Annotated in this window: 22 protein-coding genes and 2 pseudogenes; 13 read left to right on the forward strand and 11 right to left on the reverse strand. The window is 69.4% G+C overall.

What is annotated here, in order from left to right; all coding sequences use genetic code 11:
* Nucleotides 1–2 precede the first annotated feature (2 nt).
* Genes mhpA through IPT68_RS29980 form a run of 3 tightly spaced genes read right to left on the reverse strand, consistent with a single transcriptional unit; the run spans nt 3 to nt 3,714 of the window.
* Complete coding sequence (gene mhpA, locus IPT68_RS29970) at nt 3–1,598, reverse strand: bifunctional 3-(3-hydroxy-phenyl)propionate/3-hydroxycinnamic acid hydroxylase MhpA (RefSeq protein WP_189699859.1); 1,596 nt, start codon at nt 1,596–1,598, stop codon at nt 3–5.
* Complete coding sequence (locus IPT68_RS29975) at nt 1,595–2,572, reverse strand: fumarylacetoacetate hydrolase family protein (RefSeq protein WP_189699858.1); 978 nt, start codon at nt 2,570–2,572, stop codon at nt 1,595–1,597. Before IPT68_RS29975 ends, mhpA begins: the two co-directional genes overlap by 4 nt.
* Nucleotides 2,569–3,714, reverse strand: a complete 1,146-nt coding sequence (locus IPT68_RS29980; RefSeq protein ID WP_189699857.1) for a VOC family protein — start codon at nt 3,712–3,714, stop codon at nt 2,569–2,571. Before IPT68_RS29980 ends, IPT68_RS29975 begins: the two co-directional genes overlap by 4 nt.
* A 137-nt stretch (nt 3,715–3,851) precedes the next feature.
* On the opposite strand from IPT68_RS29980, the gene IPT68_RS29985 reads away from it, so the two are divergent.
* Nucleotides 3,852–4,490 (forward strand): TetR/AcrR family transcriptional regulator, encoded by a 639-nt coding sequence (locus tag IPT68_RS29985; protein ID WP_189699856.1) that lies wholly within the window; start codon nt 3,852–3,854, stop codon nt 4,488–4,490.
* Here the strand turns inward: IPT68_RS29985 and IPT68_RS34405 are convergent.
* From IPT68_RS34405 to IPT68_RS30000, 4 genes are all read right to left on the reverse strand, one after another.
* Complete coding sequence (locus tag IPT68_RS34405) at nt 4,456–4,830, reverse strand: hypothetical protein (protein WP_228040023.1); 375 nt, start codon at nt 4,828–4,830, stop codon at nt 4,456–4,458. The genes IPT68_RS29985 and IPT68_RS34405 overlap by 35 nt on opposite strands.
* A gap of 55 nt (nt 4,831–4,885) precedes the next feature.
* Nucleotides 4,886–5,104 carry a TetR/AcrR family transcriptional regulator gene (locus IPT68_RS34410; protein ID WP_228040026.1) on the reverse strand — a complete coding sequence of 73 codons (219 nt, stop codon included), beginning with the start codon at nt 5,102–5,104 and terminating at the stop codon, nt 4,886–4,888.
* Nucleotides 5,105–5,218: 114 nt separating this feature from the next.
* Nucleotides 5,219–6,265 (reverse strand): zinc-binding dehydrogenase, encoded by a 1,047-nt coding sequence (locus IPT68_RS29995; RefSeq protein WP_189699855.1) that lies wholly within the window; start codon nt 6,263–6,265, stop codon nt 5,219–5,221.
* 160 nt (nt 6,266–6,425) lie between these two features.
* Nucleotides 6,426–9,647 (reverse strand): bifunctional cytochrome P450/NADPH--P450 reductase, encoded by a 3,222-nt coding sequence (locus tag IPT68_RS30000; protein ID WP_189699854.1) that lies wholly within the window; start codon nt 9,645–9,647, stop codon nt 6,426–6,428.
* Between the two features lie 244 nt (nt 9,648–9,891).
* Here IPT68_RS30000 and IPT68_RS30005 point away from each other — a divergent pair, with 244 nt between their 5' ends.
* The 4 genes and pseudogenes from IPT68_RS30005 to IPT68_RS30020 form a co-directional block, all read left to right on the forward strand.
* Nucleotides 9,892–10,545, forward strand: coding sequence for a TetR/AcrR family transcriptional regulator (locus tag IPT68_RS30005; protein WP_228040028.1), 654 nt, complete (start codon nt 9,892–9,894; stop codon nt 10,543–10,545).
* 783 nt (nt 10,546–11,328) lie between these two features.
* A complete protein-coding gene (locus IPT68_RS30010) occupies nt 11,329–11,712 on the forward strand; it encodes a type II toxin-antitoxin system RelE/ParE family toxin (RefSeq protein WP_189699852.1) in 384 nt (127 codons plus the stop codon).
* Nucleotides 11,709–12,047, forward strand: coding sequence for a helix-turn-helix domain-containing protein (locus IPT68_RS30015; RefSeq protein WP_189699851.1), 339 nt, complete (start codon nt 11,709–11,711; stop codon nt 12,045–12,047). The genes IPT68_RS30010 and IPT68_RS30015 overlap by 4 nt, the downstream gene beginning before the upstream one ends.
* A gap of 35 nt (nt 12,048–12,082) precedes the next feature.
* Nucleotides 12,083–12,298, forward strand: a pseudogene (locus IPT68_RS30020) (helix-turn-helix domain-containing protein); the annotation flags it as partial.
* Nucleotides 12,299–13,206: 908 nt separating this feature from the next.
* Here IPT68_RS30020 and IPT68_RS30025 read toward each other — a convergent pair.
* The 3 genes from IPT68_RS30025 to IPT68_RS30035 are packed head-to-tail and all read right to left on the reverse strand — an operon-like array spanning nt 13,207 to nt 16,435.
* Complete coding sequence (locus IPT68_RS30025; protein ID WP_189699849.1) at nt 13,207–14,514, reverse strand: tyrosine-type recombinase/integrase; 1,308 nt, start codon at nt 14,512–14,514, stop codon at nt 13,207–13,209.
* Nucleotides 14,514–14,702 carry a helix-turn-helix domain-containing protein gene (locus tag IPT68_RS30030; protein ID WP_189699848.1) on the reverse strand — a complete coding sequence of 63 codons (189 nt, stop codon included), beginning with the start codon at nt 14,700–14,702 and terminating at the stop codon, nt 14,514–14,516. The genes IPT68_RS30025 and IPT68_RS30030 overlap by 1 nt, the downstream gene beginning before the upstream one ends.
* Nucleotides 14,699–16,435 carry a replication initiator gene (locus IPT68_RS30035; RefSeq protein ID WP_189699847.1) on the reverse strand — a complete coding sequence of 579 codons (1,737 nt, stop codon included), beginning with the start codon at nt 16,433–16,435 and terminating at the stop codon, nt 14,699–14,701. Before IPT68_RS30035 ends, IPT68_RS30030 begins: the two co-directional genes overlap by 4 nt.
* A 369-nt stretch (nt 16,436–16,804) precedes the next feature.
* Here IPT68_RS30035 and IPT68_RS30040 point away from each other — a divergent pair, with 369 nt between their 5' ends.
* From IPT68_RS30040 to IPT68_RS30050, 3 genes are all read left to right on the forward strand, one after another.
* On the forward strand, nt 16,805–17,194 hold the full coding sequence (locus tag IPT68_RS30040) for a winged helix-turn-helix domain-containing protein (RefSeq protein ID WP_189699846.1): 390 nt from the start codon (nt 16,805–16,807) through the stop codon (nt 17,192–17,194).
* Between the two features lie 642 nt (nt 17,195–17,836).
* The gene (locus tag IPT68_RS30045; protein ID WP_189699845.1) at nt 17,837–18,160 is read left to right on the forward strand and encodes a hypothetical protein; all 324 of its coding nucleotides are present in this window, start codon (nt 17,837–17,839) and stop codon (nt 18,158–18,160) included.
* Between the two features lie 12 nt (nt 18,161–18,172).
* Nucleotides 18,173–18,676, forward strand: a complete 504-nt coding sequence (locus IPT68_RS30050) for a hypothetical protein (protein WP_189699844.1) — start codon at nt 18,173–18,175, stop codon at nt 18,674–18,676.
* Between the two features lie 116 nt (nt 18,677–18,792).
* Here the strand turns inward: IPT68_RS30050 and IPT68_RS30055 are convergent.
* Nucleotides 18,793–19,395 (reverse strand): annotated as a pseudogene (locus tag IPT68_RS30055) (site-specific integrase); the annotation flags it as partial.
* Nucleotides 19,396–19,444: 49 nt separating this feature from the next.
* On the opposite strand from IPT68_RS30055, the gene IPT68_RS30060 reads away from it, so the two are divergent.
* From IPT68_RS30060 to IPT68_RS30075, 5 genes are all read left to right on the forward strand, one after another.
* Nucleotides 19,445–20,697, forward strand: a protein-coding gene (locus IPT68_RS30060) for an IS3 family transposase (protein WP_189699842.1) whose coding sequence is annotated in 2 segments (ribosomal slippage) — nt 19,445–19,727 and nt 19,727–20,697 — 1,254 coding nt in all. Because the reading frame shifts where the segments join, the coding sequence is not laid out codon by codon here.
* Between the two features lie 92 nt (nt 20,698–20,789).
* Nucleotides 20,790–21,056: a hypothetical protein gene (locus IPT68_RS35115; RefSeq protein ID WP_407699467.1), complete on the forward strand. Its 267-nt coding sequence runs from the start codon at nt 20,790–20,792 to the stop codon at nt 21,054–21,056.
* A 13-nt stretch (nt 21,057–21,069) separates the two neighbouring features.
* Nucleotides 21,070–22,368, forward strand: coding sequence for a bifunctional 3-oxoadipate enol-lactonase/4-carboxymuconolactone decarboxylase PcaDC (pcaDC, locus tag IPT68_RS30065; protein ID WP_189699841.1), 1,299 nt, complete (start codon nt 21,070–21,072; stop codon nt 22,366–22,368).
* A 62-nt stretch (nt 22,369–22,430) separates the two neighbouring features.
* Entirely contained in the window at nt 22,431–23,066 is a 636-nt protein-coding gene (locus IPT68_RS30070) for an MBL fold metallo-hydrolase (protein WP_189699840.1), read from the forward strand.
* 51 nt (nt 23,067–23,117) lie between these two features.
* Entirely contained in the window at nt 23,118–23,897 is a 780-nt protein-coding gene (locus IPT68_RS30075) for an exodeoxyribonuclease III (RefSeq protein WP_189699839.1), read from the forward strand.
* Nucleotides 23,898–23,906: the final 9 nt, after the last annotated feature.

Below are 23,906 nucleotides of genomic sequence, written 5' to 3' on the forward strand. Positions count from 1 at the left end.
CGTCAGGGTGCGGGCCGGGCTTCGGCGGGGCGGCGGGCCGTGTGCAGCAGGGGAGCCCAGGCGGCGGCGTCGGTGAAGTCGCCGGTGCCGGCGGGGACGGTGTCCATCACGACACGGTCGGGGCGCAGCAGGACGGCGTCCGCCCAGCCGCCTGCCAGCCAGGCGGCCAGCGTTCCGTCGTCGTCCAGGTCGCCGACATGGATCACGGATGCGCCCAGGGCCGCGGCCACGCCCGTCATCCGTGCCGTGGGCGGCACGGCGGTCAGCACGGCGAAGGAGTCCCCGAGGATGTCGTCGAGGCGCTCTCGCCTGCCGCCGACGATCACCCAGGGTTGCGGGCAGAGGGTGCCCGCCAGTGAGCGGCCGGTCAGCCGGGGGCGGCGTCGTACCAGCGGATTGGCGGTCAGTGCGGGACTGAGGTCGCGGCTCACCGCCGCGGTCACGCCAGGGATACGGCAGGCCGTGCCCACCACGGCCCGGCGGATGGCCGCACCGCGGTCCTGTCCACCGGTCATGACCCAGCCGACGGCGACCGCGACCCTGATCACGTGGCGGACGTGCGGCTTGCGCTCACGCTCGTAGGTGCCCAGCAGTCGCTCGTCCGCACCCTGCTGGAGAACACGGGCGAGTTTCCAGGTCAGGTTGTAGGCGTCCCGCAGACCCGCGCACAGCCCCTGACCGACGAAGGGCGGCGTGAGGTGGGCCGCGTCGCCCAGCAGGAAGACGCGCCCCCGCTGCCACCGGTCGGCGAGGCGGGCCCGGAAGGTGTACCGCGCCTGCCGGATCACCTCGAAGTCGTCGCTCTGCGAGGCCGGCAGGTCCACCCAGGGGGCGACCAGCTCACGCAGGCGCTCCCATCCGTCCGGGCCCTCCAGATTCTGGTCGTCGGCCAGCCGGAACTCCCAGCGGTAGCGGTCCTCGCTGATGCGCATGAAGGTGGCCGGCTGGTTGGGGCAGCAGATCTGCTCGGCGCCGTCCCAGGTGCGCACCGGGAGGCTGGTGCGGACGTCGATGACCCGCCAGCTCTCCTGGAAGTGCAGGTCCTCCCAGGCGGCGCCGACGGCGTCGCGGGTGAGGCTGCCCGCGCCGTCGCAGCCGAGGGCGGCATCGGCCCACAGGTGCTCCTCCTCGTCACTGCCGTCGCGGCGGAAGGTGACCCGGACGGGAGCCGTGCCGTCGGTGGGCTGGGTGACGGACACGACCTCCACCCCGCCCCACAGCTCGCACTCCGGGCGGCGCGCCAGGGCGTCGCGCAGCAGGCGTTCCAGTTCGGGCTGGTCGAACATGCTGGTCTGGGGGAAGCCGTGGTGTCCGTCCAGGGACCGCGGGAACTCGGCGATCACGCGGCGCCGGGCGTCGAGCAGCCGCAGCCCGAGCTCGGGGCGGGCGAGGGCTGTGAACTCCTCGTGGACACCGACGCTCTGCAGGATCCGGTGGATCTCGTCGTCCACGGCGACGGCGCGTGGCAGGGGGTAGATGTCCTGGTGGCGTTCCAGGACGACGCTGCGTACCCCACGTCGGGCAAGCAGGAGCGCGGCCGTGACCCCGACGGGGCCCGCGCCGATGATCACCACCGGTCGCCGGGTTGCCGCGCTCACCTCGCGTCCGCCACGGCGGTTCGCTGCTCGCCGAGGTCGATCCGCCCGTCGGGGGTGGCGATCGTGGCGGTGATGACGTCACCGTCGCGCAGGTAGAGGGGGTTCTTGGCCTGCCCCTTGAAGAACGCCTTCCACTTCACCGCGGGCGGGAGCAGCGCACTGATCTTCGCGACCGGTTTGGGCGGGGCCTTCAGGGCGGTGCCGCCGGGCGTGCCGGTGAGCAGCAGGTCGCCGGGGTCGAGCGTCTGGAAGCGGGCGAGCAGGGTGAGCGCCTGCGCCGGTCGTACGATCATGTCGGCCAGGGTGCGGTCCTGGCGCGGCACGCCGTTGACGTTCAGCCGCAGTCGCAGGTTCAGCAGGTGGGCGAAGTCCTCGGGCTCCAGCAGGGCCAGGTACGGACCGGTCGGGGTGAAGGTCGGGTAGGACTTGCTCTCGTAGAACTGGGTCTTGGTCAGCTGGACGTCGCGGGCGCTGACGTCGTTGGTCAGGACCAGGCCGGCGACGTAGCGCGGCAGGTCCTGCTCCTCGACGACGGTGCCGACGGGCAGGGTTTCGCCCATGACGAGGCCGAGTTCGACCTCGTAGTCGAGGAAGTTCACGTGCGCGGGGCGGACGATGGTGTCGTGCGGGCCGCTGACCGAGCCGGACGCCTTGCGGAAGAAGGTGGGCGGAATGTCACCGGTGAAGCCCGAATCCTTGGCGTGGCTGCGGTAGTTGACCATCTGGGCGACCACCCGGCACGGGGTGGTGACCGGGGGCAGCGCCACCAGGTCGGCGACGGGCGTGCCGCTCTCGCCGGAGGCGGCGGCCTCCCGGATCGCGGCCCGGTCGGCCAGCAGCTCGGCGGTGGTGACGGCCTTGGTGTCGATGCGGACGGCGCGGTCGGTGGGGGTCCCCCCTGCTCGAGCGGAGTCGAGAGCTTGGGGGAGGACGACCCACCAGCCGTCGGCGGTGCGCAGCACGTTGGTACTCATGAGCTCATCGCTTTCATCAGGCCCAGCAGGCGGGCGGGGTCGAGTTCGTTGTCGCCGCGCAGGGCCGTCATGACCTCGCGGAGCTTGGCGGGGGACGGGTTGGCGCCCAGGAAGTCGCGGGTGACCGGCGGCCCCCACTGCGCGAGACCGCTCGCCGACATCGGCGCCCAGCCGGGTTCGAGGTCGCAGGAGAACAGGTCGCCGTCGGCGAAGTGCTCCAGCATGAAGTGGTCGGGATCGCGCCAGTAGTCGAAGAGCTGGCTGCCCTGGATGTGCCGGCCGATTCCCCAGCTGCGCTGGTAGCCACGCTCGGCGAGGTACTCGCCGCCGGCGGCGATCGCGTCGAGGTCGGTGACCTGGTAGGCGGAGTGGACGTAGCCGTTGCCCGGACCCAGGTGCAGGGCCAGCGTGTGGTGGTCGACCGCGACGCTTCCCTGGTCGCAGCGGATGAACGCCATGGTCGGCCCGCGCCGGCGCTGCCCGTCCAGGAACAGGAAGTCGGACACGATCATGCCGAGGGTGTCCAGGTACCAGTCCAGCGTGCGGGTGAACGTCCGCGTCTCCAGCACCACATGGCCCAGGCGCTGGATACGGGACGGCTCACGGGGCGGACGCTGGGTGGCGTTGGTGCGGCGGTGTCCGGTGCCGAAGTTGAGGATCAGCGGCTCCTGCTCGGGCAAGGCGGGCAGCTGTTCGGCGCAGTGCACGACCCGGACCGGAAGGCCCGAGGGGTCGAGCATGCTGACCGACTGCCCGCCGCCCGGTACGGCGATGTCCCGGACGGCGCTGTCGGTGGCGCGGGCCAGCCGGTCGAGATCGGCCCGCTCGGCCGCGCGGAACGCCGGCCCGACGAAGCGGGACGCACGCCCGCGCCGGATGACCATGGAGGGTGTGCCCGCGAAGGTGCCGCGCAGCCACAGCTCGTGATCGGTGCGGGCGGCGATCGCGAAGCCGAAGTCACGGGCGAACACCTCGGCCCGGTCCAGGTCCGGCTTCTCGAACTCCAGCCAGGCCAGATCCGCCACTTTGATCACCGGATTCCGGGCTCGTCCGGGGTGTTCACCGCGCAGGGCGCCCTGCTCACTGTGGAGGTCTTGGTGGGGCGTCAGAGGACCGCCCTTGTTAACGGGGATGTGGGACATGGTGTCCTCCAAGCAACACTGCCGTAATGAGGAAATCATCAACTCTGCTGGTTCCCGTCGTCAATGGGGACAGCCGAAAAATTGAGGATCTCATCAGTAATGCCAGTGTCATCGTGGCGACCGTTACACTGGGCCGTATGCCGACGTCAGCCCCGCCCAAGAACCGCTTCGAGCGACGCCGTGCCGAGACCCGCCAGGCGCTCGTCCGCGCGGCCCGGCAGATCCTCGCGGAAACCGGGGACACCAGCGCCAGCATCCAGGCCATCGCCGAGCGCGCCGATGTGGGCTTCGGGTCCTTCTACAACCACTTCGAGTCGAAGACGGAGCTGTTCGACGCGGCGGTAACGGACGCCCTGGAGGAGTTCGGGCAGGTCATCGACGCGCGTGTGGAAGGCATCGACGACCCGGCCGAGCTGGTCGCGGCCGGCTTCCGGCTCACCGCCCGGATGGCCGACTCCCACCCGGAACTCATGCGAATCCTGCGCGACCGCGGCCTGTCGCACATCCACTCCGACCGCGGCCTCGCCCCACGCGCCCTGCGCGACCTGGAGATCGGCATCGCCTCAGGCCGCTTCACCAGCGGCAACGCCACCACCGCCCTGTCCGCCCTGGGCGGCACCCTGCTGTCCCTCGTGGCTCTCCGGCTGGACCGCCCGGACCTCGACGGCGACGAGGCCGCCTCCGACCTGGCCGAGATGGTCCTGCGCATGCTCGGCCTCGCCGCGGACGACGCCCACGAGGTCACCCGTCGCCCGCTGCCTGAACTCGCCCGATGACCTCCTGCACCTGAAGCGCGGCTCTTGGTGGTGCTACGCCGGCGGCGACGAGGAACGCGGTTGCCGCGGCCTCGCCAGTGGGGTCCGCCCACGGGCATGCGGCGTTCTCCTCGGCGAGGGCCGGCATGAGTGCCTCCAGTGCTTGGGCGAGGACGGGTGCCGGAAGGTGGTCCGCGAAGACGCCTTCGCGCTGACCGCGCCGTAGGGTTGCGACGGCTTCTGCGCGGGCCGGTGCGAGGGGGGTGCGGATCTCGTCCTCTCCCAGATGGCGCCGTCCCAAGGTGATGAGCATGCGGCAGTGGTCGCTCACCGTCCATGCCGCCAGCACCATCCGTGTCATCGCCTCGATCGGGTCGGCATCCGCGGTACGGGCTCTGGCGAACGCCGGCCGGAGTTCATGGCCTGCCCTGTGTCAGGTCGGCGATCAGCGCATGCCGGCTGGGGAAGTGTCCGTAGAGGGTGCGCCGGGCGACGCCGGCCGCCTGAGCGATGCTGTCGAGACTCGTGTCGGGGTCGCTCCGCAGTTTCTGCCGGGCGGTCGCGAGGATGCGTCGGCGGTTGGAGTGAGCGTCCTTGCGCTGCGGAGTACGGCCCGGGGTGTCGGTCGTCTGCATGGTTCCGTCTTCGCGAGTTCCGGTTGCCGGAATAGCCGTGGGCGCCGGTGCTCCCTCACGCACCGGCGCCCACTCACCCCTGCCCAGGGTGGCTTGTCGTCCTGCTGATGGGCGTCAGGGGACGAGGATGAGGCGGATCGGGTCGCCGATCTTGTTCTCCAGTCGGTGGACGGCGTCGGCGGCCTCGACGAGCGGGACGTGGTCGGTGATGGAGGGGGCCAGGTCGAGGCGGCCGGCCGCGGTCAGCTGCACCAGCTCGGAGACGGACTCGGGGAAGCCGCCGTAGTGGCCGCGCACCTGCTTCTGCAGGTAGTTGAAGGTCAGGCCCTCGGTGATGGTCAGTGGCCGGGGTGTGATGCCCACCAGGATGAGGGAGCCGCCCAGGCCGAGCACGGAGGCGGCCTGGTCGCGGACGGCGGGGACGCCGGCGCAGTCGAAGGCGAAGTCGAGGCCGCGTCCGCCGGTGGCTGCGCGGACCTGGTCGGCGAAGTCGGGGGCTGCCGGGTCGAGCGCGAGGTCCGCGCCGAAGGCCAGGGCGCGCTCGCGGGCGCTGGGCAGCGGGTCGACGGCGATGATCGGGGCGGCGCCGACCAGGCGGGCGAGGCGTACGTTGTGGGCGCCGACTCCGCCCACGCCCCAGACGCCGACGGACTGGGCGGCACGGACGCCCGCGGTGGCGACGACGGCGGCGTAGGGGGTGGAGACCGCGTCGGGGATGATCGCGGCCTGGTCGAAGGGGAGGCTGTCGGGGATGGGGATGAGGGTGTCCTCGCGGGCGATCATGTACTCGGCCCAGCCGCCGTCGTAGTCGATGCCGGCGGTGAGCACCTGGGTGCAGGGGCGGTGGCGCACGCAGCCGGCGCACGTGCCGCAGGTCTTGCCGGCCTCCAGGGTGACGCGGGTGCCGACGGGCAGGCCGCGCTTGAGGTCGGGGCCGAGCGTGTGGATCACACCGGAGACCTCGTGGCCGACGGTGACCGTGTCGGAGGTGGCGAACATCGGCACGAGGGAGCCGTCGAGCAGGTGGACGTCGGAGAGGCAGACGCCGGCTGCTTTGACCTCGATGAGGACCTCGCCCGGGCCCGGCACGGGGATCGGGACCTCTTCCACGGCGAACTTCTTGCTGTCCAGGTGGAAGCGTCCGGCGAGCATGGTGTCCATGGTGATCTGCTTTCTGTGAGCGGCACGGTCCGGTGGTCCGGGCCATGGGTGCCATGGGGTGTCGGAATGGCTGGTGGGGCCGGGAGGGGTGCGGGGGAGGCAGGACGTCCGCACGCCTCCCGGCGGCTGGGGGCCGGCGCGCCTTGACGGCGTGCGACGGTCAGGCGAAGACGTCCTGCTGGTAGCGCTCGTCCGCTTCGAGCTGGGCGAGCCACTGCTGGGCGCTCGCGTCGTCGCTGCCGGTCTTCTGACGGTGGATGGCGGCGAGTGCCTCGCGGACGGCGGGGGCCATGCGGCGGCCGTCACCGCAGACGTAGATGTACGCGCCGTCCTCGATGGCCTGCCACACCGTGTCGGCGGCATTGGCGATGGCGTTCTGCACGAACCGGGCCGGGTGGCCGGTCACCGCCGAGTAGGCGGTGTGCACCTGGGCGATGCCGGCCTGCTCCCAGTCCTGCATCTCCTGCTGGTAGAAGTAGTCGTGCTCCGGGTGGCGGCAGCCGACGAACACCTGGGACAGGCCCACCTGGGTGCCGTTCGCGTGCTGCGTCGCCCGCTCCTCCAGGAAGCCGCGCAGCGGCGCGATGCCGGTGCCGGGGCCGATGAGGATCAGCGGCGTGGCGGGGTCGGCGGGCGGGGCGAACGTCGGGGAGGGGACGCGGACGTAGCCGTAGACGACGTCTCCGGGCTCGAGGGCCGCGATGTAGGAGGAGCAGGTGCCGCGGTACTGGCCGTCGCCGGACAGGGCCGGGCCTTCCAGCAGGCCGACGGTCAGGCGCACGTGGCGCGGGTTGGCCGACGGGGCGGAGGAGATGGAGTAGAAGCGCGGGCGGATCGGGCCCATCATCTCCAGGAAGACCGCCAGCGGCAGCTCGACGGCGGGGAACCGCTCCAACAGGCCCAGCACCGAGATGCGCTTGCCGAGGATCTCCTTCTGATAGCGCTCCTCGGCCTCCTGGGTGTCGGCGGTGTACGCCTGGAGCTGCGGCCGGGTCCACGGGCACTCGGTGTACTCGGCGAGCGTCCGGATCTGGGAGCGGGTGGCCACGTCCTGCAGTTCCAGGAACTCGGTGAGCAGGATGCCGGCGGTGACCGGGATGCCGACCGGCAGGTGGGTGCGGCCACCGGCCGGCTGGTCGAGCCGGAGCACCTGGTCGTAGTCGACGCCGAGCCGCCTCAGCGCGCGCTCCACCAGGGCGAGTTCGTTCTTGGCGAAGACGGCCAGGTGGTTGCCGGTGTCGTAGGTGACGCCGTCGGGCAGCTCGAAGGTGATGGACTTCGCGGACGGGCGCGGCGGCTCGATGCTGAAGTCCCACAGGCCGGTCGCGTCGGCGACGAGTTCCTCGTTGGCCACCACGGTGAGCGGGTACGCCTGCTCGGAGACGATGGCGGGGCGCACGTCGGACTCGGTGAGCAGCTGCACCTGGTAGCGCGGGCCGCTCGCCTGGGAGGTGTCGGCGGCGTACTCCTCGGCCAGGGTGGCCCACAGGTTGTTCATCCACCGCGTGGCCATGCCGTCGAAGTCACCGGCGGCGTCCGCGATGCCGCGCTCGACGACGGGGGTGGCGCCGGCGGCCAGCAGACCTTCCTCGATCCGCTTGGGGAATGCCTGGTAGGTGGCCACCCACTGGGTGTTGCCGGCGCCCAGCAGCGCGAACCGCACGTTGGACAGGGAGCCCTCCGGCAGCCCGGCGGCGAGCAGGTCGTCGAAGCGCTGCGCGTTGTCGGGGGCCTTGCCGTTGTAGCTGGAGGCCACCACCACCAGCAGGCCCTCGGTGGGCAGGTTCTCGCCCAGCTCGTCCAGGCTCATCAGCGTGGTGCCGAACCCGGAGCGCTCACCGCGGTCGGCGATGGTGCGCGCCAGGTCCTCGCTCGAGCCGAGGCTGGAGCCGTAGGCGATGGTCATGTTGACCCCGACACCGCTGACCGAGGCCTGCGCCTGCGTGTCGTCGGTCTGCAGGGCCTCGGCGCTGAAGACGGTCCGCTCGTGCTCCTGGCGGGTCCGTACGACAAGGTTGAAGTCGCCGGGCTTGCGCGTCAGCGCCTCCCGGGGGTCCATCTTGTAGTCGTTGGTGTCGGAGAACTTGAACTTCTGCAGCACCAGCGCGAGGGCCAGGCGGGCCTCGGTGAGCGCGAACTGGCGGCCGATGCAGGCACGCACACCGTTGCCGAACGGCTTGTAGGCGTGCGGGTGGTGCTGGACGCGGTTCTCCGGCAGCCAGCGGTCGATGTCGAATTCGTCGGGACGGTCCCAGGCCTTGGGGTGGGTGTGCAGCGGGCCCTCCAGGATGAGGAGCTTCGCGCCCTTCTTCAGCTCGTAGCGGCCGCCGATGACGGTGTCCTCCCGCGCCGTCTTGCCGAACGCCGGGATGGGAGCCCACAGGCGCAGGGTCTCGTCCAGGATCCGCGGGATGACGTCCAGCTGCATGATCGTGTCGTAGTCCGGGACGGTGTCGCCGGGCAGCAGGCGGTCCACCTCGGCGTAGGCCTGGGCCAGCACCTGCGGGTTGCGCATCAGCGAGTACGTGGCGAACGCCAGCAGGCCGCTGGTGGTCTCGTGGCCGGCGATCAGGAACGTCAGCACCTGGTCGCGGACGTTGTCGTCGTACAGCCGCTTGCCGGTCTCGGGGTCGGTGGCCTCCAGCATCAGGCCCAGCAGGTCGTCCTCACCGGTGCCCTTGCCCTCGCGGCGCTCCTTGATCACGCTCTCGACCAGGTCCTGCATCAGCTGGACGTTCTCGGCGTACTTCTTGGCATCGGCCTTGCGGAGCTTGGTCATCATCGGCAGCTCCTGCGAGCGCCGCAGCGACTCCACCAGCGCGCCCAGCAGCGCGTTGAGGAAGGGGTGCAGCTCCTCCTTGGCGAAGGAGTCGAACCGGTAGCCGAACCCGGACAGGGCGATGGTGTCCAGCGTCAGCCGGGTGTAGTCGTCGGTGATGTTGACCGGCTGACCCGCCTTGCGCTCCCACTTGCCCACCAGGTTCTGGGCGATCTCCAGCATCTGCCCGTAGTAGGCCCTCATGGCCCGCTGGCTGAACGCCGGCAGCAGGACACGGTGTGCCATGCCCCATTCCTCTTCGTGCTGGTGTGCCGTGAACAGGCCCGCGCCCGCGAAGTCCCGGACATGCTGCAGCGGCGTCTTCTCGATCTGCTTGAAGAACCGCGTCTCGTCGGAGACCTCGGCCACCAGGTCCGGGTCGTAGACGAAGATCTGCTCGATACCGGCGATGTCCAAGCCGTAGATGCCCTCGGGGAACTGCTTGGACAGCTCGGCGAAGTACTCGGTCGGGTTGGTGCTGGGGATCTGCGGCGTGTTGCCGAGGAGGGGGATCCCACGCGGGGACCGGATGGGGCGAAGGTCGTTCGCGGAGTGCGTGGTCATGTCTTGCTCCTCTGCGTGGAGGGGATGGGCAAGGGCGCGCTGCGCAGGTCGATGCCGTGGCGCCGTACGGAAACATACGCCGTATGAAATTAGTACCGTACGACGTATGGAAACGTGACGCAAGCGCGGTCGCCCTGGTGAGCGCTGTGATCCAGGTCATTTCCATACGGCGTACGAAACTGATACCGTACGGGGTATGGAAAAGAAGGTGAGACGTCCTGCACGGGGAACGAGGAAGAGGGACGTGCCTCTGACCGAGGCCGGGATCTACGCCGCCGCCCTGCGGCTGATCGACGCGGACGGTGTCGAGGCGCTCACCATGCGCAAACTCGCCACCGAGCTCGACGCGAACCCGATGTCGCTGTACCACCACGTGCCGAACAAGGAAGCGGTGCTGCGCGGCGTGACAAGAATGGTCGGCGCCCAGTTCCGCACCGTGACGCTCGAGGACGCTCCCTGGCAGGAGCGCATCCGCCTGCTCGCAACCGACTTCCGGACCCTGGCGCATCGTCACCCCGAACTGATGGCCTACTCGTTCAGCCACCAGCCCGACTTCATCCAGCCGGACGACCCGTTCTGGACCGCGCTCACGGCGATCATGGAGGCTGCCGGGGTTCCGCAGTCAGAGGTCTCGGAGATCGCGGCGCTGATGGTCGCCGTCGTCATCGGTGTCCTCGCCGCCGAACTCAACGGCTCGCTCCACCAGTGGTCGACCCTCAAGCCCCCCGGCTCTGACGATGCTGAAGGCGGTGACGGGGACGCGGACCCCGACTCTGCGGACACAGCCTCTGAAGGCCCTGATCAGGACCACATGTTCCGCCTTGTGATGGACACGCTGATCACGGGTCTGGAAAGCCGGCTCACCGGCGATCGCGACGGCCGGGACGCCGGCCTTTGAGCCACGCCTGCTGAGGCGCTCCGCCGCAGGCACTGGCCCTGAGCTGCGCCCGCAGCCGGGTGATCTCAGGCTGCGACATGCGGGAGCCACCCTCGTCACACCGGGGAACACGGCCCGGCGGGGTGGTTCCGCAGCCTCTGCGCGGCAGCCGTATGACGCTGACCCGTGAAATGACCACAGACGTCGGCTTGTTCCCGATCTCCCTCCCGAAGCGGGAGATCGCCGGCCTCGTCGAGTTGCCTCACCCATCCGTTCACCGAGGCGGCCACGCCGCCCAGTACTTAGCCGTGCGCCACCGTCACCTGGCGAGACCTCACCACCCGCAACGCTCGCCGCTTGTTCCACACCGGCGCACGGTGACCGCCCGACCTGAGGCAACGGTCGTGAGCAAGTGGGTCTGACGACCGCGGTCGTCACAGCAGCACCGCGGTCCGGGTTGCCGGGGCGGCTCTGCCGTCAGCCGGTGGAGCTGCGGCTGATCCGCCACAGCGTTCTGGTCTGCGAGGTCACCGACTCCAGCAGCACCCGGCCTCACCGCTCGTTGGCGACGCACCAGCCCGGCCGTACGCTGCCTCTCCCGCTCGGGCCTGATCCTGCCGAAAGAAGCCGACCCTGCGCCGCCTCGGCAGGTTGCCGCTGGTTTGCGGGCGGCGCCGTGGCATCAGGACGAAGAGGGGGAGTACGGGGGTGCGCGACGCTGGAGTGGCTGCGGTCGCGGCGACGGCACACGACCTGAACTACGTATTCGCGCTCTCGCACCCCGTGCCATATATCATCGGCGATATGGACAGCGGGAGGTACTCGATCGAGATCGAGCCGGAGGTGCGGCTGTGGCTGGAGAACATTCCCGCCCATCACTACAAGCAGGCCGAGCGCGTCGCCGACCTGCTCGCCGAGCAGCCCACCACCCTCGACGAACCGCACTCCCGCCATCTGGGCGGCAAGCTCCGCGAGCTGCGCTTCCGCCTCGGCGATGCCCATCAGCGGATCACCTACTGGCCGGCGCCCGGCCGACGTGTCGTGCTGCTCACCGTGTTCCGCAAGACCAAGATGCGCGAGCAGGCCGAAGTGGACCGCGCCCACGCCGCACAGCGATTGTGCGAGGCAGAGCATGAAGCCGCCGCCGAGCACGACCTCTACAGCCGCAACCTCAAGGAGAACCGATGAACCACAGTGAATGGAGGACCCGCCGCCACCGTCAACTGCTGGGCGAACCCCTGGACGCTGACCCCGAGTACGACCGGGTCTACGAAGAGGCCGGCCTCGCCATGACGTTGGGCAAGGCCGTCTACGACCGGCGTAAGCAGCTGGGCCTGAGCGAGGCCGACCTCGCCGAGCGCATGCACGTCGACGTCGATGACATCGAAGGCATCGAGACGGCCACCGAGCTGCCGCCCATCGCGGTCATCATGCGCCTGGCCCGCGCACTGGACCTGACGGTGGACGTGCACCTCGCCGGCGGAGACGAGCCCACCGTCACCATCGTCGCCCCAGCGGCCTGAGGCGGGGAGGAACCATGCAGGACCCGCCTTCCGCGCTCGCCCGTGAGCTCGGGCAGCTCGTCCAGGACCGGCGTATCGAGCTCGGGCTGTCCCAGGCCGAGCTGGCGGAGCGGTGCGGGATGAAGCAGCCGCAGATCTCCCGCTTCGAGGGCGGCGGGACCGTGCCCACGCTTCCCCTCCTGCGCCGCCTGGCTCAGGCTCTCGGCGCCGACCTGACCATCAGCCTCACCCCGCACGACGAAGCCGCTTGACACGCATTCGGAATTCCTGGAATTCCCCAGGCGGTGTAGACCACTGACGGCAGTAGTTGACGGCAACACCAGCAGACTCCAGCGCACGCGCACGAACATCCGGCGACTGTCAAATCGCCCGCTGACCAGCAAACTTGCAGGTAGGAGCGGCCTGGCCTGCACACGTACTATGTGCTGGCGGGCGAGACACCCGTCCTCGTTCACAACAGCAACTGCGAGTTGACTGATCTTGGTGGAGGGAAGCTTCAAACGCCTGCTGGCCTCATCTATGGGCCTATGAAGGGTGGGGAAGGACATCGAATCTTCCACGTCGGAGCGCACACCGCGGACAGCCTGAAGGCCGGGAAGAAGAATCACAGCATATTCACCGGCCAGCAGAGTCCTTTGGAACTTGTCGATGAAGCATGGACGAGGCGTGGTGCGCCGGAGCCAAATGACCCGGCGGCCTACGTGGTGCCTATGGGACGGGTGATTGGCGACGGCGGTCAGACGTCGGTCCGAATCATTGTGAAGCCGGGAACAACGGAGGTGATCAGTGCATATCCCTACTGAAAAAGGAAGGCAATCGGTGGAGTGCCCTCGTTGCGGACAGGCACTCCTTGAGAGGGTGCAGGCAACGCGATTCTCGATCAGGTTCGCGAAGTGCCCGGAATGCGATGCAATCTGGCCTGAAGATGGACTAATTGATCGCGGCAATTTCGTTCAGTATCAGCTGTTCCTGGATCTCCTGGGGGAGCCGGAAATGGAATCCCCCTACAAGGTCCTCGGGTTGCTGTAAGGGGGTTGACGACTGCAGGCAGCATCCCACTGACGAGCTGTGTGCCGTTCACCTCTGCGAATTTGAAGCCCCGTCAGGTGCGTCCTGGCGGGGCTTCTGCGGTGGGTGACGGCAGTAGTTGACGGCAACATCAGTGGACGGTGGCTCCGCACAGCGGCGGGTCGTTGCCGTCGTCGCGGGTCGACTCGTCGCTGACAGGCCCGTCAAGGGCGGTGCTGAGGGTGTCGATGGCGTCGCGCTGGAGGCGGAGCCGGACGTGGGCGTAGACGGTGGCGGTGACGCCGATGTGGGCGTGGCCGAGGAGTTCCTTGATGACGACGAGTTCGACGCCTTGTTCCAGGAGCAGGGTGGCGGTGGAGTGGCGGAGGTCGTGGAAGCGGATGCGGCGGAGGCCGGCCTTGCGAAGGAGCGTGGTGAAGACGCGGGTGAGGTTGGTCGGGTCGATCGCTCCGCCCTGCGCAGTGGTGAACACGTGCCTGTTGTGCTGCCACGCAGGGCCAGCGACCTCGCGCTCGCGCTGCTGCTGCTCGTGATGGTGCTTCAGCGAGTGGACGCAGCGGGTGGGGAGGGCGATGCGGCGCTCGGAGGCCCGTGTCTTGGTGGGCAGAGTGGTGAGCCCGCCCGTGCTGGTGCGCTGAAGTGTGCGGCGGATGGCGGCGGTGCCCGCGTCGAGGTTGAGGTCTTCCCAGCGCAGTCCGAGGAGTTCGCCCTTGCGGAGCCCGGTGTGGAGGGCCAGTTCGAACAGCGCGTGGAGTCGGTGACCTTGCGTGGTGGTGAGGAGTTGACGGGCTTCGTCGGCGGTGAGCGGGGCAAAGCGTCGAGGCCGTGGAGTGCCGGTGCGGACATTGCGGGCAACGTTGCGCGGGATCTCCTCCTCGCGGATGGCGTGCTCCAAGGCGGACTTGAGCACGGAGTGGATGTAGGTCAGCGTCAGAGGAGAGAGCAGCTTGCGGCAGCACTGGCCGATGGCGCAGCAACGGGGCTCATCGCGGCCCCCGTCGATGCGACGGGCGCAACACTGACAGGTGGTGCGGAGCTGGTTGAGCCAGGTGCGGATGTCCTTGGCGGTGAGCTTGGTGAGCTTCTTCTTGCCGAGGCCCGGGATGAGGTATCGGTCGACGCACGCGGTGTAGCGGGTGTGGGTGTTCTCGCGGAGGTGGTGGACGGCGACGTGTTCCAGCCAGTACGTCAGGTACGCGCCGAGGGTGCCCTGCGCGGAGGGTACGGGGAGGCCGCGGTTGCTCGCGGCGGTCTTCTCGGTGAGCTTGGCCAGGGCGTCCGTGCGCGTGGTGCCGTAGACGCGGACGCGCTTCCGTGTATTGCCGGAGGCGAGGACGTATCCGGCGGCCTCCCAGCGACCGTCCTTGCGCTGGTAGACGGTGCCGTCACCGTTGGCGCGGACGCGGCGGGAAGAGCTGGTGTTGCGAGGCGTGGTCATCAGGCGGCTTCCTGGTCGAGGCGGGTGCGGATGAAGTCGGCCAGCGCGTGTGCGGGGATCCGGCGGGCGCGGCCGAGGGTGATCGAGGTGAGCTGGCGGGTGCGGATCAGGTCGTAGACGGCGGTGCGGCCGAGTTGGAGGCGGGCCATGACCTGGGGGACGGTGAGGAGTTCGGTGCCGGCGGTCACGCGACGGCCCCCGCCCGGACAGCACCGGTCAGCCGATGAATGGAGTGACCGACCGGGTGACCGGCGAGGTCACTTGGGCGCTCCGAGTGCCGGGTTCGGGTTGGTTGCTCGGGTCGGGTCTGTCGCGTCGCGGTCAGGAGGTCGCCGAGGTGTTCGAGTTCGGGCAGGAGGCCGGTTCCGGCGTACTGCCAGTGGGAGATGACTAGCGTCGTGTCCGAGTCCACGCGCTGACCGGCGATGTTGCCGTGACCAAGACGGTGACCGGCGGCCAGGTGAGTGGAGTGTTCGGCGTGGTCACCGACCGGCCTGCCGCCTGTCTGACCGGCCTGCGTCTCAGCCGATGCCGGGGCGGGGGTCTGGGTGTCGGGTCGATTAAGACGCCATGCGGTGCGTTCGGCTCGGAGGTGGGTGAGGGTGGTGGAGTAGTGGCGGGTGCGGGTGGCGAAGTGGCCGCGGAAGCCGAGCATGTGGGCCCATTGGCGCAGGCGGAGGTGGGAGTGCTGGCGGTTGGTGGCGAGGTTCCAGGCGGTGTGGATCATGCGGCGGGCGTGGTCGGTGATGTCGTGGGTGGCGAGTTCGGCGAGGAAGCGGAGTCGGCGGTCGAGGGTGCCGGTGGTGGTTTCGGCTCCCTTGGTGGCGTACTTGGCGATGTATCCGGCGACGTGCCGGTCGGTAACCGGGCCGCCACCGGTGAAGTCCGTGCTGCGGATCGCGCGGACGTCTATCTGCCGCCCGAACCGGAACACCAACCGCCTCGCCCGGTCTGAGTCTTGGGGCGGGGACGCGGGGATGTCCCCGGGCGGCTGCGGTTGCTTTGGCGGTTGGCCCTCGTGGTGGACGCGGGTGCGTTGGGCGGCGGCGCGGACGGCATCGTCGAGGAGCTGGGTGGTGGCCCAGGCGGGTGGGGTGCTGGTGGGGCCGGTGGGTCCGTCGAGGCGGATGGCGGCGTGGAAGTGGACCTGGCCGCGTTTTTGGTATTCGGCGACCTTGGCGTACGAGAGCGTGGCGTGGTGGCTCAGGACGCGCTGCGTCAGCCCCGCCGCTTTCGCGATCTCCCGGCGTAGGTGGGTGGTGAAGCGGGCCCATAGGGCTGGGGCGTGCGCGTTCCACAGCACCGCGCCCGCGTAGTCGTACTGCTCGGGGTCGAGCGGCGTGCCGAGGAGGGGGTCGTCGTCGGGGTGGGTGTGGCCGCAGTGGCAGCGGCCGGTGTCGGGTTGGTTGTGGACGGGGCCGAAGCCGGGTGCGGTGAGGGTGGCGAAGACGCGGGGGTGAGCGGCGACGCTGGTGGGGACGGTTTTGCCGCCGCGTAGTCCGGCGGCGATGAGTTGGTAGGTGTCGTAGCGGTAGACGGTGGAGCAGGCGGGGCAGCGGGTGGCGCGGCGGTTGCCGCAGCGGACCAGCAGTTCGCCCGCCGGGAGCCGACTGGAGTCGAAGTGGTCGAGAACCTCACCGGTCGCGCTGTCCAGGTGGGTGCGGTGCCCGGTGAGGCGGATCGGGTGCGCACAGCCGCCGAGACCGGCTATCTGTCGTGCGAGGGGTGGGAGTTGGCCGGTGGCGGCGAGCTTCGCCAGCTTGGCGGTGAGCCTTGCGCGGCGCTCCAGCGCCGAACGCTGACCGGCGGATGCGTCGGTGGTGTTGTGGGTCGGGGTGGTGGTGCCAGCTGGCGCGGTGAACGCCCAGGTGGCCGGGATGAAAGTGGCAGCGGAGGATGGAAGTTGGAGCTGTTCGGGCATGCGGGAGAGACCTTCGGCGGGAGAAGGGAGAGAGCGAGGACGACGAAGACGGCGTCGCGGCAGCCGGGTTTACCGGCTCACAGGGGAAGGGAGGCGCCGCAGGGCGGGCGTGGGCGCGGGGACCAGGGCCAGCTGGTCCGGGCGGCGGGCACGGTGTTGATCACCGGCGGTGCGTGACGGTAGCACCGCTTCACGGGCGCATTCAAGTGCATCCCTCCTGATCTGTTTCTGGTGGTGATCGACGCGGGTAGTGTGAGGCCGGTTTCCGGGTTTGGACGGGCCGGATTCCGGCGTTAAAGGGCGCGAAGGACGGGGTGAACTGCGGTGACGGTCGTGGGGCGGCGTGGGCGCAGGCCGGGGAACAGCAGGGTGCAGCTGACGTTCGAGGTGATCGCCGGGACCCTGCGGGAGCGGATCCGCTCTGGTGGGCTGCGGCCGGGCGACGCACTGCCGACGCAGACCGTGCTGATGCGGGAGTTCGGGGCGTCGAGCCTGACCGTGCAGAAGGCCATGGCCCTGCTGAAGCAGGACGGGTGGGCGGTCTCCCGTCCCGGCAAGGGCGCTTTCGTCGCCCACCACGACCACATAGCCGACGACGCTGATGGCCTCGACGGCTCGGAGACGACGGACCCCGTCGGCGGGACGGCAGCTCGCGTCGAAACGCTCGAACGGGCACTGGCTGAGGCCGTCGAGCAGCTGGCCGACCTTCGCGCCCGTGTCGAGGCGCTGGAGACGGGTGGCGGCGAGCGGGGCCGCTAACCCGCCGCGCCGGGCGGCCCGGGGCCTGCGTTCAGATTTTCTCTACGAGGTTTCAAGGCGGGCACCGCCCGCCGGGGCGGGCCGCCGTCGCCGACGAGCCCGCCGCGCGCCGGGGAGGTCGGCCGCGTCGCGGGCGGTGAGCCGTTCCGGCGGCCGGGGTGCGGTCCAGGGCCGAAGGGGCGTCGGGTCGGCCCGAGGGCCGACCCGACCAGAACCGGGCTCCTGGCGGAGCAAGTTGTCGCCTACGACCGTCCTACGGCCGGATCGCAGGCACAGGGCCGACCAGGGGGCCGACCCTTCACGTCCGTCGCCGGGCTCACCGAGGGCGGTGGCCAGCGTCGCCTCCGGTGGGGAGCAAGGCTCCCGCGCTGCCTGGCCGAGTCGCGACACACTGGCCGAGGGCCCACCCGGCGGCCGACCGCCGAGCCGCCGCGCGGAGTGCCCGACCTGCCTGATCGGTCAAGACCCTTGACGGCAGTAGTGACGGCAACAACCACGAACAACCACGACCGAACCCGCACCCCAGCGAACCGCCGAATACCGCTTGACCTGCGAAAACGCAGGTAGAGAGGGGTCGCGTAGCACACGTACTATGTGCTGGCGGGGGCAACGCCGGTCCTGGTTCACAACAGCAATGGGTGCGTGAACTGGGCCTCCAACAGCGTTAAAACGTGGGGTCATACATTCAAGACTCATGGCGCCGGAGCGAAGAACACGAAGGCCCTGACCGATCGCGCTCGTAGCACCAATAATCAGCAAGGTCAGTGGCTGGATAACGATGCCGCTGCAGAGTTCTTGAAGGGACTCCATATCGAAGGAGCCGGGCCCAGGTCGGTGCGCATTCCGGACGGATTGGGGCAGGTGATTATGCCGGATGGGAGTATCGTCCAAGCACGGGCAGCTACCATCATCCCGAGTCCAAATGGGCTGTACAAGACGGGATTCCCGATCATTGGCCCGAACTAGGAGGCTGGAGAGATGAGCTTCTTTGTGTCGTTCAATCCGGCCGTGCCGTCTGGTGCTGTGGCTCTTGCTTCAGCGGGTCTGGAGCCGGGTGACGATTACGAAACCCTGGTCATGGAGGCGTGTAGCGTCCTCTCTGACGCTGGAGGCACATTCCACATTGGCGGCTTCGGGAGTGATGAGTGGCCGCTCGATGTCGCGTATGACTTGTCTGCCTTCATGGAGCAGCTCCCGTCGCTTCTGGTGGGTGTGCGCGACCGTCGCGAAGTCGAGGTGGATCTCTACTCGCAGGGTATCGAGAGGACTTTGACCTTCCGTCCAAGCGGGGATCTCGTGATGATTCACTGCGATTCGCGGACCAATTGGGTTCCGAATCCAGAGCGCGAGAGCATTGCACGGAGTGAGCTAGTCGCGATGCTCTCGAAATTGGCCGAAGACTTCGCCAGAGGGTTGAAGGCGATCAATTCTGAACTGTCGGAGGTCGCGCCATTCGAACGGTGGCTGGAGGGTGAGGTGTAGCCTCGCTGCCCGATCCCGCAACCCTCGCGCTGGGTAGCAGCAGCAAAGTTGAAGCCCCGTCAGGTGCGTCCTGGCGGGGCTTCTGCGGTGGGTGACGGCAGTAGTTGACGGCAACGTCAGTGGACGGTGGCTCCGCACAGCTGCGGGTCGTCGCCGTCGTCGCGGGGCGACTCGTCGTTGACGGGACGATCAAGAGCGGTGCTGAGGGTGTCGATGGCGTCTCGCTGGAGGCGGAGTCGGACGTGGGCGTAGACGGTGGCGGTGACGCCGATGTGGGCGTGGCCGAGGAGTTCCTTGATGACGACGAGCTCGACGCCCTGTTCCAGGAGCAGGGTGGCCGTGGAGTGTCTGAGGTCGTGGAAGCGGATGCGGCGGAGGTCGGCCTTGCGCAGGAGCGTGGTGAAGGCGCGGGTGAGGTTGGTCGGGTCGATCGCTCTGCCCTGCGCGGTGGCGAACACGTGCCCGCTGTCCTGCCACGTGGTGCCTGCGGCTTCCCGATCGCGCTGCTGCTGCTCGTGGTGGTGCTTCAGCGAGTGGAGGCAGCGGGTGGGGAGGGCGATGCGGCGTTCGGAGGCCCGCGTCTTGGTGGGCAGCGTGGTGAGCCCGCCTGCGGTGGTGCGCTGCAAGGTTCGGCGGATGGCAGCGGTGCCTGCGCTGAGGTCGAGGTCCCCCCAGCGCAGGCCGAGGAGTTCGCCCTTGCGGAGCCCAGTGTGAAGAGTGAACCGCCCCGGCTCGAATGGAGACTCGATTTCATGAAAGGATCGAGTCATGGCACGACCTTCCCGTTACCCGCTTGAGCTCCGCCGTCGTGCGGTGCGCATGGTCGCCGAGGTGCGCGACGATTACCCGAACGAGACGGCCGCCCTGCAGGCGGTGGCAGAGAAGCTCGACATCGGCTCCCGCGAGACGCTGCGGAACTGGGTGAAGCAGCACGAGATCGACGGGGGCCGGCGTCCGGGGACGACGACGGAGGAGTCCGCCCAGCTCAAGGCGTTGAAGAAGGAGAACGCCGAACTCAAGCGGGCCAACGAGATCCTGAAGGCCGCGGCAAGTTTCTTCGCGGCCGAGCTCGACCGGCCACACACACGCTCGTAGCGTTCATCGATGAGCACCGGGACCGCTTCGGCGGCGTCGAGCCGATCTGCAGAACCCTCACCGGGCACGACTGCAAGATCGCCCCTTCCACCTACTACGCCCACAAGAAACGCCTCGGAACTCCCTCCGCCCGTTCCGTGCGCGACGAGGAACTCAAAGAGCGGATCCAGGAGGTCTATACGTCCAACTACCGCGTCTACGGGGCCCGGAAGATCTGGCGCGAGCTGAACCGGCAGGGGCATGCCGTGGCCCGCTGTACCGTCGAGCGCCTCATGCGCGAACTCGGCATCACCGGCGCCGTCCGCGGAAAGAGGGTGATCACGACGATCACCGACCCGGCCGCCGGTCGAGCCCCGGACCTTGTCGACCGCGACTTCGTCGCCAGTGCCCCGAACCGCTGCTGGGTCGCCGACTTCACGCACGTCGCCGCCTGGAGCGGGGTCGTCTACGTCGCCTTCGTCGTGGACACCTTCTCCCGGCGCATCGTCGGCTGGTCCGCCTCCGCCTCCAAGGAGACCCAACTCGTCCTGGACGCAGTGGAGATGGCGCTGTGGCAGCGCGACCGCGAGGACCGCCCGCACACTCCAGGGCAGCTGATCCACCACTCCGATGCCGGCAGCCAGTACACATCGTTCAAGCTCGCCGAACACCTCGACGCGGCAGGCATCGCCGCGAGTATTGGATCAGTCGGAGACGCGTACGACAACGCCCTGATGGAATCGACGATCGGCCTGTACAAAACCGAGTTGATCAAACCTCAACGCCCCTGGAGGTCGCTCTCCCAGGTCGAGTTGGCCACCGCCGAATGGATCGACTGGTACAACCACCGCAGACTCCACTGTGAGATAGGCCACGTTCCACCCGTCGAGTACGAGGCCAACCACTACATGGAATCCACGAAACCCCAGGTCACAACCATAATCTGAGATCTCTACCGAACCCGCGGCGGTTCAAGACACAGCTTGTCCACCGTGTGGTGTTCGGGTTGCTGGTCGGTGAGATTCCGGAGGGCTTCCAGGTGCGTCATGCCGATCCTTGGGGACGGCACTTTACTCTTTGCTGCAACCCGGGCTACCTGGAAGCCGTGCCGAAGAAGGAAGCTCTGCGGCGCAGGGACTGGGAGAGCGCGCGAGGCAGGAGGACGCACTCTCCCCACGGCCACGACGTACACCCCGGAGAACTCGTATCTGGATCCCCAAGGGTTCCGGCAGTGCCGGACGTGCCGCGCCGAGAGGGTCAGGAGCCGCCGGGTTCCCCGGACTGTGTGAGATTTCGTGAGACGTGAGAGGGTCTGGGGCGTGAGTGAGACACCGTCGAACACCCTGCAATACCGCTTTGACGGGCCAGAAGAGGCTCCCGTCCTGATCTTGGGTCCCTCACTGGGTACCACATGGCACATGTGGGACCGGCAGGTCCCCGAGCTGATGAAGCAGTGGCGTGTCTTCCGGTTCGACCTCCCGGGCCACGGCGGCGCCCCCGCCTACCCCGCGGGCTCCGTCGCCGAACTCACCGCCCGGCTCCTCACCACCCTCGACGGCCTCGGCGTGCACCGCTTCGGCTACGCGGGCTGCGCCCTCGGCGGCGCGATCGGGGTCGAGCTGGCCCTGCGCCACCCGGAGCGGCTCGCCTCCCTCGCGCTGATCGCCGCCTCGCCCCGCTTCGGCACCGCCGACGAGTTCCGCCAGCGCGGTGTGATCGTCCGGACGAACGGGCTCGACCCGATCGCCCGCACCGCGCCGGACCGCTGGTTCACCGCCGGGTTCGCCGCCGCCCAGCCCGCGATCACCGAGTGGGCGGTGCAGATGGTGCGTACCACCGACCCCGGCTGCTACATAGCCGACTGCGAGGCGCTCGCCACCTTCGACGTACGACACGAACTGGGCCGCGTCGGCGTGCCCACGCTGGTCCTGGTCGGCTCGGAGGACCAGGTCACCGGCCCCGCCGAGGCCCGCACCATGGTCGCCGGGATACCCGACGCCCGCCTCGCCGTCGTCCCCGGCGCCTCGCACCTGGTCCCCGTCGAGCAGCCCGCCGCCGTCACCGACCTGCTGGTCACGCACTTCTCCACCGCCTGGCAGCCCGCGTTCGACGCCACCGGCCAGATGGCCATCGCGGCGGCCCCGGTCAAGCCGGCCCTCGCCGCGACGCCGCCCCCGCAGGTCACGCCCGTCGCCGAGATCGCCCCGCCCGTCGTGGAGCCGTGGGCGAACGGGCGGCCCGATCCGTACGACGCCGGGATCAAGGTGCGGCGCGAGGTGCTCGGCGACGCGCACGTGGACCGGGCGCTGGCCCAGGCCGACGACTTCTCCGCGGACTTCCAGGAGCTCATCACCCGCTACGCCTGGGGCGAGATCTGGAACCGGCCGGGCCTGGACCGCCGTACCCGCAGCTGCATCACGCTCACCGCCCTCGTCGCGGGCGGCCACCTGGACGAACTCGCCTTCCACGTCCGCGCCGCCCTGCGCAACGGCCTCACCCCGGCCGAGATCAAGGAGGTGCTGCTCCAGGCGGCCGTCTACTGCGGCGTACCGGCGGCGAACAGCGCGTTCAAGGTCGCCCAGCAGGTCATCAGGGAGGAGACCACACCTCACGAGTGAGCCGCCCCGCCCCCGACCTCACGAGTGGGCCCCGCCCCCGCACCCCCGGGCAGGATGGAGACATGAAGCTCACGAAGAAGTCGCACTCCTGCGTCCGCCTGGAGAAGGACGGCCGGACGCTCGTCATCGACCCGGGCGGTTTCAGCGAGCGGGACTCCGCCGTCGGCGCCGAGGCGATCCTCGTCACGCACGAGCACGCCGACCACTTCGACGAGGAGCGGCTGCGCACCGCCCTGGACGCCGACCCGGACGTCGAGATCTGGACGCTGAAGGCCGTCGCGGAGCAGATCTCCACGGGGTTCCCGGGCCGCGTGCACACCGTCGGCCACGGCGACACGTTCACCGCCGCGGGCTTCGACGTCCAGGTGCACGGCGAACTGCACGCCGTGATCCACCCGGACATCCCGCGCATCACCAACGTCGGCTACCTGATCGACGGCGGCCGGGTCTTCCACCCCGGTGACGCCCTCACCGTCCCCGACCGTCCGGTGGAGACGCTGATGCTGCCGGTGATGGCACCGTGGAGCAAGATCTCCGAGGTGATCGACTACGTCCGCGAGGTCAAGCCGCAGCGGGCCTACGACGTCCACGACGCCCTGCTCACCGACCTGGCCCGGCCGATCTACGACCGGCAGATCGGCGCCCTGGGCGGCTGCGAGCACCTGCGGCTGACGCCGGGGGAGTCCGCACGGCTGTGACGGGAGACGGGCGGGGCCGCGTTGTCGGACCCGCCCGGTAGGTTGTGAGACATGCGCATCGCGACCTGGAACGTGAACTCGATCACCGCTCGTCTGCCCCGGCTGCTGGCCTGGCTGGAGAGCAGCGGCACCGACGTGCTGTGCCTGCAGGAGGCCAAGGTCGCCGAGGAGCAGTTCCCGTTCGAGCAGCTCCGTGACCTGGGCTACGAGGCCGCGGTGCACGCCACCGGCCGGTGGAACGGCGTGGCGGTGCTCTCCCGCGTCGGCATCGCGGACGTGGTCAAGGGCCTGCCCGGCGACACCGGCTACGACGGCTCGGTGGAGCCCCGCGCCATCGCCGCGACCTGCGGCCCGGTCCGCGTCTGGTCGGTGTACGTGCCGAACGGACGTGAGGTCGACCACACGCACTTCGCGTACAAGCTCCAGTGGCTGGAGGCGCTGAAGGCGACCGTCGCCGGGGATGCCGCCGGCACCCGCCCGTTCGCGGTGCTCGGCGACTTCAACGTCGCGCCGACGGACGACGACGTCTACGACGTGGCCGCGTTCGAGGGCCTCACCCACGTCACCCCCGCCGAGCGCGCCGCGCTCGCGTCGCTGCGCGAGACGGGCCTGTCGGACGTGGTCCCGCGCCCCCTGAAGTACGACCACCCGTTCACGTACTGGGACTACCGCCAGCTCTGCTTCCCCAAGAACCGCGGCATGCGCATCGACCTGGTCTACGGCAACACGCCGTTCGCGAGCGCGGTCAAGGACGCCTACGTGGACCGCGAGGAACGCAAGGGCAAGGGTGCGTCGGACCACGCGCCGGTGGTGGTGGACCTGGAGGTCTGAGCACGCCTG

The organism is Streptomyces chromofuscus, from assembly GCF_015160875.1.
Lineage (GTDB): Bacteria > Actinomycetota > Actinomycetes > Streptomycetales > Streptomycetaceae > Streptomyces > Streptomyces chromofuscus.